The sequence below is a fragment of the Leptolinea tardivitalis genome, from assembly GCF_001050275.1.
Classification (GTDB): domain Bacteria; phylum Chloroflexota; class Anaerolineae; order Anaerolineales; family Anaerolineaceae; genus Leptolinea; species Leptolinea tardivitalis.
Map to the genome: position 1 here is coordinate 168672 of NZ_BBYA01000014.1, position 15674 is coordinate 184345.

Consider the following 15674-nt stretch of genomic DNA (forward strand, 5'->3'; position numbering starts at 1 on the left):
TTTATTTCTCCCAATACGATTGAATGGATTCGCAGATCCACCTGGCAGTCAGTGGCAAACCATCTGAGTGGCATATTCTGACAAGCTTTTCAGCCAATCCAGGATAAGTCATTTGAAGCAATTGGAACATCTGACCGTCCCGGTTACTCTCAACAACGAATATCTTTGAATTCTCTTCAATAAATCTCTTGATTTCTGATGTAAAAGGCAATGCCCTTATGCGGCAGTAATCTGTGGAAACGCCATCTGCCAGCAACAGATCGCGTGCTTCGAGAATCGCCTGGTCTGTAGAACCATAAGCAATTATCCCAAAGGCCGCTGCCGGCCCAGTCTGTATGACCGGTCTGGGAACGAATTTTTTGGCTGTGTGGTATTTCTTTTCAAGGCGTTTTTGCCCTTTTTCCCATGTAACATTATCTTCCGAATATTGAGCATACTCATCATGACCGGTGCCACGGGCTAAATAGGCACTCTTAGGATGCGTATTTCCCGGAATTGTTCGATATGGAATGCCATCATCATCAATATCCAGATATCTTCCCCAATCGCCGTTTCGAATTCTCAACATCTTTTCCAGATCATTCTCCCAAAGTACTTTCCCTCTGTCCATTAGTAGATCCGGGTATTCAAATTTGCGGGTCATCCATTCATTCATACCCAGATCGAGATCAGAAAGGACAATTACCGGCATCTGTAATCTTTCTGCAATATCAAAAGCTCTCCAACCAAATTCAAAACACTCGTTTACCGAACCGGGAAAAAGAAGAACATATTGGGTGTCACCATGACTGATGAAATAAGCCTGAGTCAGGTCACCCTGTGAAGTTCTTGTTGGAAGCCCTGTAGATGGCCCCATGCGCTGAACATCCCAAACCACGATAGGTGTCTCGGAATAATATGCTAATCCGAGATATTCAGACATCAGCGATAATCCTGGACCGGAGGTGGATGTCATCGCCCGCAAACCGGCAAAACCGGCTCCCACCGCCATGCCAACAGCCGAGAGTTCGTCTTCTGCCTGAACGACGACAAACGTATCCTTTCCTGTTTCCGGGTCCCTTCTGAGCTGAGGAAGGTATTCATTCAGAGATTCAGAAATACCTGTCGCCGGTGTTATGGGATACCATGCGTTGAATTGAACACCACCATAGATCGCCCCCAGAGCGGCTGCAGTATTACCATCTGCCATAATAAAATCGTTTAATGCTGGCAGCGATTGTAATTTATATGGGTCTTCTTTTTTCAAATTTTCTTGTGCCCAATTTGCTGCTGTCTCCACGATTTTCCAATTGGCATTTACAGCTGAATCTTTCCCCTTGAAATGAAAATTCAATGCCAGATGAACCTTATCCATATCCATTCCCAGAATCTGGCCGACAATTCCCACATATACCATATTTGCCACGTAATCGCGTACAGACGGACTGATTTCCGCTTCATGCATGATTTTCTTTACCGGCATGGGATAAAGGTGAATGTCTGTCCGTGTTTCTGGCAATTGAATATGATCAGCATAGAATAAAACACCATTGGGACAAACCGAATCAATTTCCTTTTGAATAGTTGCCGGGTTCATGGCAACAACAATGTCATCTTTTTCCTGCCGTGCCAGATATCCTGCCTGGCTTATTCGAATAGTGAACCAGGTAGGTTGTCCCTGGATGTTGGATGGGAAGATATTTTTACCAGAGACTGGAATACCCATCTTGAAAAGAGCTCGTAACAGGGTTGTATTGGCTGTTGCGCTTCCGGAACCGTTGATTGTACTGACTGTCAGATTGAAATTATTGATAATGGATTCCATTTCAAGCCTCTATTCAAAGGTATTCTTTGTCTGTCGGATTTCTGGGCGTTGTTGAAGAAGAATCATATGTTCCAACAGAGCTTTTTTACTATTTGAGAATTCACCACTTCGAATGGAAGCAACAATTTTGTCGTGGTAATTCCAAACTCGAACCTGGTATTCAAATTCGGTGTAACGATTTAAGCCCGCATCTTCATACATTTGCCAGTAAGCTTCAAGTAAGCCAGTGACAAACGGATTATTAAGGCGACTGTACATCAAAAGGTGAAATTGTTTGTGTTCATAAAACGGGATTTCGACAGGTTTATTGTTAAGTTTTGTTTTGGCAGAAATTATCAGCTCATCAAGAATTTGAATATCTTCATTTGTTAATAGAGCTGCCGCTTCTTCAAAATAGGCTGCCTCAATATGTTTTCGCAGATCGGCAAAAGAATCGAAAAGGCCAGAATCTTCTTTTATGGCATAACCAAGACTGGCTGTTACCGCTGGAGTAAACCGATATTTATTCTTTCTGATTCCTGTTTTGGGTCGAACATCAACAAAACCAAACGCTCGCGCTACTTCCAATTGTTCACGTAGACTGGGGATACTGGTTTGAGTTGTTTTACTCAATTCGCTTAATGATGGAAGCCGGCAACCTTCTTTATTCTTAGGGTCTGCAAGAAAAATCAGGAAAGGGTTAAGGTAATTACCAGTCATGTATAATAATCTTATTAATCTGATGATTAAGATGATTAAAGTATATCCCCGGCTGTATTTAATGTCAACCGAGGATTATTTTGTAATTATTTTCTATTTTCTAAAAATAATCCGTTTGAATGTCTCTTCATATCGAGGGGAGGCGTCAGTCGAATCTTTCGAATGACGTGTGGATCTCATCCTTTTGTCAAATTCAACCGGATCCCCAATCTGACTTTTATGTTCATGTAAAGCCAATAGTTTTATTTCAAATGTCTGAGTTATATCCAAAGTTGTGTTCGGTTGAGCAGTTAATGAAAGCCATACCTCTTCCACAGAATGCGGTTCCAGACCTTCTTCGGATATCAATTCAGGGAAAAACATACGATTCCCGCTGGCCGGGAATACGGCATCCAAAGCAATTTGACCGGCGGTTCTATGGTCTGGATGATTGATGTAGTTATCATTTGGAAAGAAATTCAAAGGGTCACAGGAAACGAGAATGTCAGGCTTGACTTTTCTGATTTCTCGTACAACGTCTTTTCGTACTTTCAAATCAGATACCAGCATACCATCATCATAACCAAGGTTTTCAATATGATTGACTCCGATGATTGCTGCCGCTTTCTTCTGCTCGTCTCTTCGAATCTCAGCCAGTTTCTCTGGTGTCATATTCGGATCATCAGAGCCTTTATTTCCATTTGTGATCAGGCAATATTTAATTTCATGCCCTTCTCTAGCCCATAAAGCCAGAGTACCACCGCAAAAAAATTCAGGATCGTCCGGGTGAGCCAGAACAACGAGAATTCTCTTCTTTGAATCCCACCCATTATTGTTGTTTTCCACTACTTTTTTCCTCAGTTGGTGTAACGATTGTGAGTTCGGAGATATGAAATTCCCGATATCCAACTTCAGGAATCTCAACCGTTATCATTTCTTGCAATGGACGAACATCTACTACTTTTCCAACTCCCACAGGTGTTTTAACCTCTTTATTGCGTTTGGGAAGGTGTGATCTTGCTTCTGTATATTGTTCAAATTCATATGACAGGCAGCATCTCAGACGACCACACATGCCTGTGATCTCACCCGGTGTCAAAGATATTCCCTGTTCTTTGGCCATCCGGATGGAAATAGAACTAAATTCAGATAAGAATTGGCAGCAACAGCGCTTTTCCAAACCACAGGCGCCGATACCGCAAAGATTTTTTGCTACATCCCTGGGACCGATCTGACGCAAGTCAACCTGTGAAGGGGCAAAACGACGTTGAATATCCTGACGAAGAGATTTCAGATCAGCTTTTTCTTCCGTTTCTGTGCTGAAAAAAACTGTTAACCTTGTTCCATCAAAACTGAATTCTGAGGAAATTATCTTTACTCCAATGAGTTTTAGTTCATTGGAGCGATCCCGGGCAAATTCCACGACTTCCGGTTCTCTAGCCTGCCAACCTTGTCTGGTAACAAGATCGCGTGGTGTTGCTCTTCGTTCTATTAATTTCCAACCGCCTTCAGGAGGAGAACCAGGGTCGGTGATGATTTGTGAAACTTGTCCGAGTTGTTTTCCCCGGCTGGTTTCTACAACTACATAGTCGCCCAGTGTCAGATCTGTGATCTTTCCACAATCGAAATGATAGATTTTTCCAATAGGATTAAATCGTACTCCGACAATTGAAGGCGGCATAGATATACTCCTATTCGACCATCTTAATGGTCAAACCGCTATTTTCTGTTTTCGCTGCAATACTCAAACTGGCAGCGACTTTACCGGCAATATCTATAAAGGCTTTCCCTGAAGCTGAATCTGGAAGTGATACAACGACAGGTGTTCCACCATCGCCGCCTTTGCGAACATCTGGATCCATGGGAATGGTTCCAAGGAATGGAACATCTGATTCTTTTGCCAACGTTTCACCGCCACCGTTCCCAAATACGTCAACCCGGGTGCCATCAGGAAGTTCCAAATAACTCATATTCTCTACTACGCCAAGAATGGGAACATTTAGCACTTTGAACATTTGTAATCCCCGACTGGCATCTTCGAGAGAGACAGCCTGAGGAAGAGTGACAATCACCGCACCACTAAGAGCAAGCGATTGCGCCAGGCTGAGTTGAGCATCTCCTGTGCCTGGTGGAAGGTCAATGATCAGATAGTCAAGATCGCCCCATTCTACATCAGTTAAAAACTGACGAATGGCAGAGTGAAGCATCGGTCCACGCCAAATCAGGGGCTGCCCTGGTTTAACAAGAAATCCGATTGACATCAACTTTACACCATAGACTTCTGCCGGTAACATCTTTTCGCCTAATGCTGGAGGCAAATGGTCAATTCCCATCATGGTGGGTACGTTAGGGCCATAAATATCGGCGTCTAATAATCCTACTCTGGCTCCAGTCTTTGCCAAAGCAATAGCAAGGTTAACCGAAACCGTCGATTTACCTACTCCACCTTTCCCTGAGGCAACGGCAACGGCATTTTTCACGGAAAGCCCAAGAACACCGCGATCACGACCATCGGATACAACCCGCGAATCTAATTTAACATTCACATTCACTACACCTGGAAGGCGCATAACGGCGTCTTTTGCTTCATTTTGAATTCTTCCCCTGAGAGGACAAGCCGGCGTAGTCAATTCAACGGTAAAACTAATATTTCCACCGTCAATCGATATATCTTTTATCATGTTTAAAGAAACCAGATCACGGTGTAATTCCGGCTCTTGCACAGTTGATAGTGCAGCGAGCACATTTTCTTTGGTTATTGTCATCACCTTACCTCTATTTCATTTTTATGGAGGATGCTTTCACATCTCTTATTGCCTGATCATACAGTCGTAAAAGATCATCATCTGATCCTTTATATCTTCGGATATTCAATTGTGCACAGGCTGGGCATCCCCGCATGGCTCGAAACGAATCCACATTACAGGTAATACACCCGCTGATTTTGATCATTATTAACAGAAAAGCTGTCTGTTTCAATGATTCTACTGGTTCATTCTTTACCTGCTCAACCAGATTTTGCCAAACTTTTCCACGGATTTTCCCGAGGCTTCCAATCGCTTTACTTGGAAATAATACTTCTGTTTCTGGATTATACATCTAAGTTTCCTTAATTCGGGTTTGCCGTATCCATTTCAGTGGTTTTTATAGTTTTAGATGCCAGCTTCTCTGCTTTTCTCACTTCTTCCCGTGTGTAATTTTCAGGTCTTATGCTGGCGTAATAACTGGCTGGTTTAAGTAGTTCTTCAAGCTGCAGTACATCGTGTTCATATCGATTCGTATTGGCCAACTCGTAATCATGATCCATTCGAATGGCATCAAATGGACAGAATTCAGCACAAAAACCGCAATTCATACATAGATCGATATCAATGGTATATGAGACTGGCGTGGAAACAGGACGACCCGTTTCAGCATCATTGTGTCGTTCAATCCATATGCATTGTGGTGGGCAAACTTTTGTACAGATACCACAGGCTGTACAGCGGATTTGTCGCGAACCATCTTGACCTTCGTCGTAAACCAGGAATGGAATAAATCGGAATTCTTCCGGAACAGGCAACTTTTCTTCAGGGTATTGAACGGTGAAAATTCCACGAGTTTCTGCCGATGATCTCAGTGAAATTCCTTCTGGTTTGAAATACTTCTTTCCCAGCCACTTAAGATCATCAATATATGTAACAAAAAAGTGTTTCAAAGGGATAAGTAAACCTCGAATGATTCCAGATCCATCCATAATAAATCCTCCAGATTACCGGTCTACTTCACCCAGGATAATATCAATGGAACCCAGAATTGCAATGACATCCGCCACTTTTTCCCCTTTACTCATTTCACTTAACGCAGTTAGATTGATAAATGAGGGCGCACGTACGTGATACCGTCGAGGGTTTTGTTTTCCATCGGAAACAATGTAAAACCCCAATTCTCCTTTAGGACCTTCCACCCGGCCATATGCTTCCCCGGCTGGAACTTTGGGCTGGTATTGTGATTTTCCTGTCATCACGGGTCCGGAGGGAATATCGTGGATAGCCTGCTGGATGATTCGTATACTCTGACGCATTTCATCCAGACGGACAAGATATCTGTCATAAATATCACCGTGGTACCTTACAGCAACATCAAATTTGAATCGATCATAAATAGAATAGGGTTCAGCTTTTCGGACGTCGTACGGAACACCCGATGCCCTGAGAAGTGGACCACCAGCAGAATAAGCCGCGGCTTCATCCGCCGTCAAAACACCGACACCTTCTGTGCGCAATCTTACGATTTCGTTGTGAGTAAGGTACCGATCCAGTTCATCAATCTTGCGGGGCAGCCGGTTAAAAACCAGTTTTCGAATTTTTTCAATAACACTATCAGAAATATCCCGCACAACTCCACCAAAGCGAAAATAGTTACACATCATTCGCGAACCTGAAACCTCTTCAAATATATCCAGGATGAGCTCGCGTTCTTCCAAAGCATAAAGAGATGGGGTAAACATGGCGCCGAGTTCGTTTAATAAAAAACCCGTCGTCATGATGTGGCTGCTGATACGGGTCAATTCAGCCATGATTACCCTAATATACTCAGCGCGTTCTGGTGGAGTAACAGCCATTAGTTTTTCAACAGCCAATGCATAACCGAAATTGTTGCTCATTGATGAGATATAGTCCAACCGGTCTGTATAAGGCATGTTCTGCAGAAATGTGTTTCGCTCACCGATCTTCTCATGACTGCGATGTAAATAACCCATCACAGGTTTTAGATCGATAATTGTTTCGCCTTCCAATAAAGCAGCCATCCGGAAAACACCGTGAGTGGATGGATGCTGTGGACCAAGATTGACGATAATCTGGTCTGTTTTCAAACTACCATTCAGATTGCCTGAGGTTTTATTCAATGCATCATAGAGGGCTTTCTCATTATTTGAGGAAAAATGTTCGGGTTCAAAACCAATCGGGTAAGATACATTATTTTTAAACGGATTTAGATCCTCTTGACGTTTGTGTTTTCCAGCAGGCCAGCGGTCTTTATATGGCTTTGAATCTTCTTCAAATAAAGGTTCCTTCCAGTCTTTTCGTAGAGGGTGACCTTCAAAGCCATCCCAAAGCAAAATCCGTCTCAGGTCAGGATGATCCTCGAATGATATCCCATACATATCCCAGACTTCCCGTTCCTGTAGTTCTGCTCCGGCAAATATGGAACTCAGACTGGGTACTTTAGAATCTAATCGTGATACCTGTACTTTAAAAAGTATTCCAGGTCCTCCTGTCGTTCTATATAAAAGATAGATAACATCCATTAAATCATCAGGGTAGTAGTCTGCTGCTGTGATCATCGAGAGATAATCAAAACCCAGCTCATCACGTACAGCCCGTGCAAATTGGACCAGGCAATCCGCCTCCACAATATATCCAGAATATCCGGTTCTTTGATCTTTTTTAACCAAACCTGGATAGCGGGAGATCAGATCGAAATTCATAAAACTATCTACCGGATCGTTCATGAGGCCACTCCCGTATCGTTTTCATCCAATTCTTCGTTTTTAATATGGTCATCATCTACAATTTCGGGAGATTGGATACGGCCAAAACGCGAGATATCATCATATTGTCGAGGATCCATCAGATCAGGACCTAACACCGGTATAGGAATACCCTCTTCAACATTCTTTTGATACCATCGAACTTTAGAGATAGACTCTCCATCGATTTTTTTCTGTAATGTAATCAAGCCGTTCAGCAAAGCCTGGGGAGTAGGTGGACATCCGGGGATATATACATCGACGGGAAGAAATTTGTCTATTCCGGGAACTACACTATACCCTTCCTTAAATGGACCACCCCCATTGGCACAGGCGCCCATGGAAATCACATATTTCGGTTCTGCCATTTGGTTGTAAAGTCGGACAATCTGGGGAACCATTTTTTTCGTGACTGTTCCCGAAACGATGATTACATCTGCCTGCCGTGGGCTTGGTCGCATCACTTCCATTCCAAATCTGGATAAATCATATCGGCTGGCGGCAGTACAAATCATTTCTATGGCGCAGCATGCCAGTCCAAACATCATAGGCCAGACAGAGTTGCGACGACTCCAATTGTAGATACGATCCAATGTTGTTAGTTGAATAACATTCTCTAATTCTTTTGGAATTTCAAGTCCAGACGTATTCAGCTTTTCCTCTGTCATCTGGCTCCTTCCATAAATTGTCACTGTAATTTGATAGGACGATTCTATCATTCAGAATCTTCATGTCAAGTTTATAATTGCATAAACTATTTTTTACATAATATAGTATGACCAAACTATCTACATCAAAAATAATTCTGGAAAAATTGGGTGAAGCCAGTTCTCTTTCCGTTCATGAATTAGCAACAGGTACAGGATTTTCTGAGCCTGTAATCCGCTATCATCTTCGGAAATTTAAAAATATCGGTATCGTTTGCGAGTTACCCCAGCATGACACTGGATTAAAAGCGGGTAGGAAAGCACCCAATTTTCGACGTCTCATTTCTTCTTCTGAAAAGAATATTGTTGAGCTGTGCCAGGTGATAATGGATCATTTGTCAGATTTAACCGGAAAACCTTCCGTTGAAAGCATAGAAAAAATCGTTGATTGGATGTTAATTGATTTGAACCCTGGAAAAAAGTTAACAGGATTATCAATTCGCGAAATTGTTGAATGGTTTACCAAACACAACTATTTCGCCTCCTGGGAGGCAGGGAAAAATGGACCTGAAATTATTTTTCGACACTGCCCTTATGAATCAATTAGAACTGGTAATGATTTGACATGTAAGTTGGATTTGGGACTTCTACAATTTATGTCTGGGCACAATTGGGAGGCAGTGGGAACAATAGATCAAATTTATCATAATGGCTATTGCCGTTTTATTATGAGCAATAACTCCTTAAATAAATAAACCATGATTTAAAGCAATATACTCAAAAAGATGAGTTCATAATAATTTTTCTATAAATACTTTTTAAGATGAAGTGCCTATACGCAGTTCAGTAATGTTAATCCATTTACCCACATAATCATTTATCTTGTTCTGGGAGTTGGCTGAACCATTCGCCTGATGAACTTGATGAGAGTGACTTGTCCTCTTTTGTCAGGTATCCTTTATATTCTTTTTCGCCATTCGATACAACCCAGCCGCCAAGATTTAAAGGAATGGCTCCTCCAGCTGGAATCCATTCTCCGTTATACAAACGAGCAATATGGACGTTTCTTCCAGATGAACTTCCTCCCAGACAGGATGGATGTCCTAAATATTCACCTTTTGATACTGATGTTCCCACTGAAAATGTTCTATCCATGGCAATATGCAGATACCGGATTGTCCATCCAGTTTCAGAATGGCCATCCTTATCAAGATCCAATGTCAGGCTTCCAACATCAACCCTCGAGATCACTCCATCTGCAAGAGCTGTCACCCAGTAAGGTGAAGGATCACAACCGGCAATTTCAGAAGGGGGTGCAAAATCTACTGCAGCAAAGGGATACCCGGTTCCCCAGCCGGAATGCGGACCACCAGTAAAGGCCCATTTCAGTCCCGGTTGAAGAGGCAGTGTCAGATCTGGCTGTGACAAATTAGCCGGTATTAAATTGATCTCTGAATCCTTTTTTGAGCCATTCTCATTATAAAGAGCGCTATATGTGGCCAGGAATCCATCTGCGGATATTGCTTTATTTAGTTCATATCCCGATAAAAATCGGGAAAAATAATACATCAGACCAACGGAGGCAGCTGTGTTGGCTGGATTTGGTCTGATTTGTTTACCTGAACTATCCGAAAATTCTAACAGCTTTCCTTCCCTCCAACCATAATATCCATTATTTAGGATATTCGCTGCCCAGGATAGCTGTTTCCCAAGAGTTTTCCGAGCTGGCTCATTATTCCCCAGTGAAAATGAGGCTGGTACTTGTGGGCTGGAAATGGCATGTAATTCATATTCCAACAAAGCCAATAAAACCTTCGGTGATATGGAGTAATTTTCTGCAGTACTTCGTATGATTTGAAGTCCGCTTACAGTAATTCCACCAGATTCATCAATGTAATTGGAGATCCAACCGCTGCGACTTTGTAAATAGTTCTCAAGATTAAAATTAATTTCAGAAGGTCCATATACAAAACAAGCATCATCCAGAATAATAACCTGTTCATTCCAATTTATTGTGGCAGGAAGGGGAATGATCAGTGACTCTCCCCCCATCAATGTTCCAGCCAAATTTTTCTGTTCTATCGTTGGATTTTGCCGGACCAAATCTTCAACACCGATAGAAAATCGAGTAGATATTATTGAAAGAGTATCTCCGGATTGGATGGTGTATATATACTTATTTCCTGCCGATAGAATATTGAATGAATCATTTGTTGATATTGGTGACGCCAATCTGGCAGCTGCTGTGGCTGTCAAAATAGGAGAAATTCCAGTATAAGGATGATTTACAGGTAGATTGCAGGCAAGTACAAGAGTAAAAATGAGGAATATGCCGCAGAATTTCCTTATGTTCAGCATATTAATAGTATAAATTTGAAATGATCAATTTAGTTCTGAAGTTTTTCCAATGGTCAATTAAATAAAAAGATTGGAACAACCCGATTGAGTTGTTCCAATCTTTTTTTAAAGGTTCAATTATTCTACCGTGACAGATTTAGCCAGATTTCTTGGTTGGTCAACATCCAACCCGCGAATAGACGCAATATGGTATGCCAGCATCTGTAGCGGAATTACTGTAAGGACAGGGCTTAACATCCAGGGGATCGAAGGCACCCACAAACAGCTATCTGCCAGATGCTCCACATTCTTATCCCCTTCTGTTGCCACGGCGATAACTTTACCTCCACGAGCTTTTGCCTGTTCAATTTGACTGGCCATCTTTTCATACCAGGGGTCATTTGGAGCCAGGGCAATGACTGGCATGTCTTTGTCAATCAAAGCAATTGGCCCATGTTTCATTTCACCCGCCGGATATCCTTCGGCATGAATATAAGAAATCTCTTTTAATTTCAAAGCACCTTCGTAAGCAATAGGCATGTTGATGCCACGGCCCAGGTAAAGGGCGTCTCTGGCATCTTTCATATCGCGAGCAATTGACATTACTTCTGGCTCATGTTCGAGACATTTTCCCGCCAGATCCGGGATCATTCGCAGATCATTGACAAGTTTTTTCCGTTGTTCGACGGGTAATGTTCCACGTAAATCAGCCAGTAAAACAGCCAACATATACAGATCAACAAGAGGGGCTGTAAATGCTTTCGTCGAAGCCACGCCAATTTCCGGACCTACCTGCATGGAAATATACCCATCTGCCACCCGCATGGCCTGTGATCCAATGGCATTGACGATGGACCACAGTATGGCTCCTTTCTGACGCCCTTCTTCCATGGCAGCCAGTGTATCCGCCGTTTCGCCTGATTGACTGATGGACAATACAACTGTTCCAGGTTGTATGATGGGATCACGGTATCGGAATTCCGAAGCGATATCCACCTCCACAGGAATCCGGGCGATCTTTTCGATATAAATCTTGCCCACCAGACCGGCATGCTGGGCTGTACCGCAGGCTGTAATGATGATTTTATTAATTTTCCTGGCTGTCTCAGCTGTCAATTTCAATTGTGGTAATTGGATCAGGCCTTTGTCAAAATCGACCCGCCCTGCCAGGGTATCTGTCAGACTGCGAACCTGTTCGTGAATTTCTTTCTGCATGAAATGACGGTATTCCCCTTTTTCTGCCGCTATGGGATCCCAATTAATAGTTTGAATAGCAGGTGTAATTGGTTTCCCATCCAGAGTCTGGACAGTTACACCCTTTCGAGTGACAACTGCCATTTGCCTGGATTCCAGGAAGGACATTTTTCGGGTCTGTTCCAGAATTGCCGGAATATCAGACGCCACGAACATCTCATTTTCTCCATACCCGATCACTACACCACCTGCATTACCAATCCGGGCTGCAATGATTTTGTCCGGTTCATCGGCAGATAGTACAACAATCCCATGAGCGCCGCGAATTTGTTGCAGAGTTTTTCGAACAGCCTCCTCCAGGTTACCGGTGATGGTTATATAACGTTCGATAAGATGGACAATAGTCTCTGTATCGGTATCAGAATTGAATTCCACACCTTCGGCGGCCAATTCATCTTGTAATTCTTGATAATTTTCAACAATGCCATTATGGACTACTACAACACGTCCTGTTGATCCAATATGTGGATGTGCGTTTCTTGCACTAGGTTCGCCGTGAGTCGCCCAACGGGTGTGTCCAATCCCCACATTTCCGCTAATAGGCTCACGATTGACAAGGTTGCACAGATTATCCAGTTTTCCGGCATCACGACGAAGTTCAATTTTGTTATCGCCGTCCAAGACTGCTATACCGGCAGAATCATATCCACGATATTCCAGTTTGCGTAATCCATTCAAAATGATCGGCGTGGCATCTTTACCACCGATATATCCAACAATACCGCACATGTTTAGCCTCCAATGTAAAATGCGCAATGTGAATACAGAAATTATCTGCATTCAGGATTCTGACATGCAAAAATGATGTCAAATATGAGGTTCAATTTGTTGGGAAAAATCAGAAAAAAATATCTGGAGGGCATCCGCTGATCTGTCGATTTTCCCGGAATTCTCCGGTTAACTTCATTTTGCAATGAAGAACCCTCATCCTCGTCACCTGCTGGCTCAACTTCCCCTATGCCTGTGCAGGCCGTGCGCTATTTTTTCCCATGAACTGGATTGATATTTTCTTATACGCTGCCTCCTGATTATTTTGATATTTCTGAAATATACCATATCGCACGTATAATTCAAAGTATAAATTGGAGGTCGAAATGATTATTGTGGCAGAGATAAAAAATGGAGAAGGTACCGTATTGAATGTCATGGCATTGCCCCCGAAAGAATTTAAAACTGGTTCAAAAGGGTATTATGCCAATGGGAAAATGGAGATCGAAGGAAAGCGTTATCAAGTGCAAATCCAAATGGTTGAAATTGGCAGTAAGAATCAAGCATCATCAGAATAAAAAAATCGGGGTTAGACCCCGATTTTTTTATGCAACTTCTTCTTTTGCCTTTTTGGTCATCTTTCCACGATCTTCTGTATTCAAAATCTTCTTTCTAATCCTGAAAGCTACCGGAGTGACTTCCAATAATTCATCTTCCTCCAGGTATTCAATGGCTTCATCCAGGCTCATATTACGAGGCGGAGTCAACCGAATTTCAATATCCTTATTGGAAGAACGCATATTTGTCAGGTGTTTCTTCTTGCATACATTTACGGTCAAATCACCGGGTTGGGCTCTTTCACCAACAACCATGCCTTCATAAACATCCAATCCTGCTCCAACAAATAGAGTTCCACGCTCTTCGGCATTTTTTAACCCGAATGTAGTTGTAGGACCTGTATCCCAGGCTACAATAGAACCAGTAGCACGAGTAGAAAAAGCACCGGTGTATGGACCGTATCCGTGGAAGATAGTGTTCATAATACCGTTTCCGCGTGTAGCGGTAAGGAATTGATAGCGGAAACCCAGCAATCCACGTGTGGGGATGAGATAGGTTAATCGAACAGTATTCTCATTGGTATTGACCATATCCAGCATTTTTCCACGGCGAGTACCAAGCATTTCCACAACGATACCTACAGTCTCCTGGTTGGTTTCGATGTGTAATTCTTCATATGGTTCCAAAGGCTTACCATCTGGCCCATCTTTAAGAATGACTTCAGGTTTGGAAACCTGGAATTCATAGCCTTCACGGCGCATAGTCTCAATCAAAATAGCCAGATGTAACTCGCCCCGGCCAGAAACAATGAAAGTATCCGGGCTTTCAGTTTCATCCACACGTAAAGCCACATTGTTGCGCAATTCATTCATCAACCGTTCACGCAAATTACGACTGGTGCTCCATTTGCCTTCTCTGCCCTTAAACGGTGAATTGTTAACAGCAAAGGTCATTTTGACAGTAGGTTCTTCCACCATAATTGGAGGAAGAGCAATTGGATTTAATGCATCTGCCAGCGTTTCACCGATACCAATTCCTTCCAATCCGGCTATAGAGATAATCTCGCCAGCGGTCGCCTCATCCACAGAAACCTTTTCTAATCCCTGATGGGTATAAAGGTATTTCATCTTTTCAGGGACGATCTCACCATTCACCTTGATCCTGGCGACATCCTGCCCGGCTGATACTTTACCGGCAAATATGCGTCCTACAGCAGTAACGCCTCGATAATCATCATATCCAAGGTTGGTCACCAGCATCTGAAATGGAGCATCTATATCTACTTTTGGAGCAGGGATATATTTTAGAATAGCATTGAAAAGAGGTTGGAGATCTGATGAAAGCTCCTTAGTTTCTCCTGCTTGTTGGGTTATGGCATTGGCATAAATAACAGGAAAATCAGCCTGTTCTTCATTGGCACCCAATTCCACAAAAAGGTCAAAAGTGGCATTCAAAGTGCGGTCCGGTTCTGCATCTTTGCGGTCCATTTTATTGATTACCACAATGGCTTTATGACCCATCTCGAGTGCCTTCTTCAATACAAACCGGGTTTGCGGCATGGGTCCTTCGGCAGCATCAACGAGTAACAAAACACCATCCACCATGTTCATTACCCGTTCTACTTCACCGCCAAAATCCGCATGCCCGGGAGTATCAACAATATTGATTTTTACAGGTGTGTTGGTTTCAGGATCATTGATAATGACGGATGTGTTTTTGGCTAAAATAGTGATTCCACGTTCCCGCTCTAAATCATTTGAATCCATGACCCGTTCGACTATCTGCTGATTATCTCGGAAGGTTTTGGCTTGTTTTAAAAGACCATCCACCAGAGTTGTCTTTCCATGATCAACGTGGGCAATAATGGCCACATTGCGTAAATCTTTTCGTTCAGTAAGCATACTTCTCTCTTTCCTAACCATCTCTTTACAAAACAAATCGCGCCCTGGGCGCGAACAGGTATTATATCGCGATTGTATTAAACCTGGTATTTTTCTTTATAATCGCATTGCCTCAAATTAAAAGTAACTTTAGGAGAAACGTTGCCTCACAATAGATGTTACCTTGGGCAGAGAATAGAGAGCTGCCGAGGGAGCTATGATGAGTCAACAAAGCAAGCGAGAATTAGTAGAAACCATCCGACCCCGCTATCAAAAAGGGAACAAAACAGAAAAAG

Annotated in this window: 14 protein-coding genes and 1 pseudogene; 2 read left to right on the forward strand and 13 right to left on the reverse strand. The window is 42.7% G+C overall.

The window, feature by feature from the left end; all coding sequences use genetic code 11:
- Position 1: 1 nt before the first annotated feature.
- The 10 genes and pseudogenes from LTAR_RS16165 to LTAR_RS16205 form a co-directional block, all read right to left on the reverse strand.
- Positions 2-1804: a 2-oxoacid:acceptor oxidoreductase subunit alpha gene (locus LTAR_RS16165; RefSeq protein WP_062423346.1), complete on the reverse strand. Its 1803-nt coding sequence runs from the start codon at positions 1802-1804 to the stop codon at positions 2-4.
- 9 nt (positions 1805-1813) lie between these two features.
- Positions 1814-2503: a FadR/GntR family transcriptional regulator gene (locus LTAR_RS16170; RefSeq protein WP_062423347.1), complete on the reverse strand. Its 690-nt coding sequence runs from the start codon at positions 2501-2503 to the stop codon at positions 1814-1816.
- A gap of 93 nt (positions 2504-2596) precedes the next feature.
- Positions 2597-3328 carry a PIG-L deacetylase family protein gene (locus LTAR_RS16175; protein ID WP_062423348.1) on the reverse strand — a complete coding sequence of 244 codons (732 nt, stop codon included), beginning with the start codon at positions 3326-3328 and terminating at the stop codon, positions 2597-2599.
- Positions 3312-4163 carry a PSP1 domain-containing protein gene (locus LTAR_RS16180; RefSeq protein WP_062423349.1) on the reverse strand — a complete coding sequence of 284 codons (852 nt, stop codon included), beginning with the start codon at positions 4161-4163 and terminating at the stop codon, positions 3312-3314. Before LTAR_RS16180 ends, LTAR_RS16175 begins: the two co-directional genes overlap by 17 nt.
- A 10-nt stretch (positions 4164-4173) precedes the next feature.
- The gene (locus LTAR_RS16185; protein WP_062423350.1) at positions 4174-5247 is read right to left on the reverse strand and encodes an Mrp/NBP35 family ATP-binding protein; all 1074 of its coding nucleotides are present in this window, start codon (positions 5245-5247) and stop codon (positions 4174-4176) included.
- A 10-nt stretch (positions 5248-5257) separates the two neighbouring features.
- On the reverse strand, positions 5258-5581 hold the full coding sequence (locus LTAR_RS16190) for a hypothetical protein (RefSeq protein ID WP_062423351.1): 324 nt from the start codon (positions 5579-5581) through the stop codon (positions 5258-5260).
- A 10-nt stretch (positions 5582-5591) separates the two neighbouring features.
- Positions 5592-6218 (reverse strand): 4Fe-4S binding protein, encoded by a 627-nt coding sequence (locus LTAR_RS16195; protein ID WP_062423352.1) that lies wholly within the window; start codon positions 6216-6218, stop codon positions 5592-5594.
- A 15-nt stretch (positions 6219-6233) separates the two neighbouring features.
- Positions 6234-7337: an NADH-quinone oxidoreductase subunit D gene (locus tag LTAR_RS17695; RefSeq protein WP_062423366.1), complete on the reverse strand. Its 1104-nt coding sequence runs from the start codon at positions 7335-7337 to the stop codon at positions 6234-6236.
- 258 nt (positions 7338-7595) lie between these two features.
- Positions 7596-7976 (reverse strand): annotated as a pseudogene (locus LTAR_RS17700) (NADH-quinone oxidoreductase subunit C); the annotation flags it as partial.
- A complete protein-coding gene (locus LTAR_RS16205; protein WP_081420039.1) occupies positions 7973-8662 on the reverse strand; it encodes an NADH-quinone oxidoreductase subunit B in 690 nt (229 codons plus the stop codon). The gene LTAR_RS16205 and the pseudogene LTAR_RS17700, both read right to left, overlap by 4 nt.
- Positions 8663-8769: 107 nt before the next feature.
- On the opposite strand from LTAR_RS16205, the gene LTAR_RS16210 reads away from it, so the two are divergent.
- Entirely contained in the window at positions 8770-9396 is a 627-nt protein-coding gene (locus LTAR_RS16210; RefSeq protein ID WP_062423353.1) for an ArsR family transcriptional regulator, read from the forward strand.
- A 118-nt stretch (positions 9397-9514) separates the two neighbouring features.
- Here the strand turns inward: LTAR_RS16210 and LTAR_RS16215 are convergent, their stop codons facing one another.
- Positions 9515-10897 carry a LysM peptidoglycan-binding domain-containing protein gene (locus LTAR_RS16215; protein ID WP_062531846.1) on the reverse strand — a complete coding sequence of 461 codons (1383 nt, stop codon included), beginning with the start codon at positions 10895-10897 and terminating at the stop codon, positions 9515-9517.
- Positions 10898-11116: 219 nt separating this feature from the next.
- Positions 11117-12961 (reverse strand): glutamine--fructose-6-phosphate transaminase (isomerizing), encoded by a 1845-nt coding sequence (glmS, locus tag LTAR_RS16225; protein WP_062423356.1) that lies wholly within the window; start codon positions 12959-12961, stop codon positions 11117-11119.
- 365 nt (positions 12962-13326) lie between these two features.
- Between glmS and LTAR_RS16230 the strand changes: the two genes are divergently transcribed.
- Complete coding sequence (locus LTAR_RS16230; RefSeq protein WP_062423357.1) at positions 13327-13518, forward strand: hypothetical protein; 192 nt, start codon at positions 13327-13329, stop codon at positions 13516-13518.
- A gap of 27 nt (positions 13519-13545) precedes the next feature.
- Here LTAR_RS16230 and typA read toward each other — a convergent pair whose 3' ends face one another.
- Complete coding sequence (gene typA / locus LTAR_RS16235; RefSeq protein ID WP_062423358.1) at positions 13546-15399, reverse strand: translational GTPase TypA; 1854 nt, start codon at positions 15397-15399, stop codon at positions 13546-13548.
- Positions 15400-15674 lie beyond the last annotated feature (275 nt).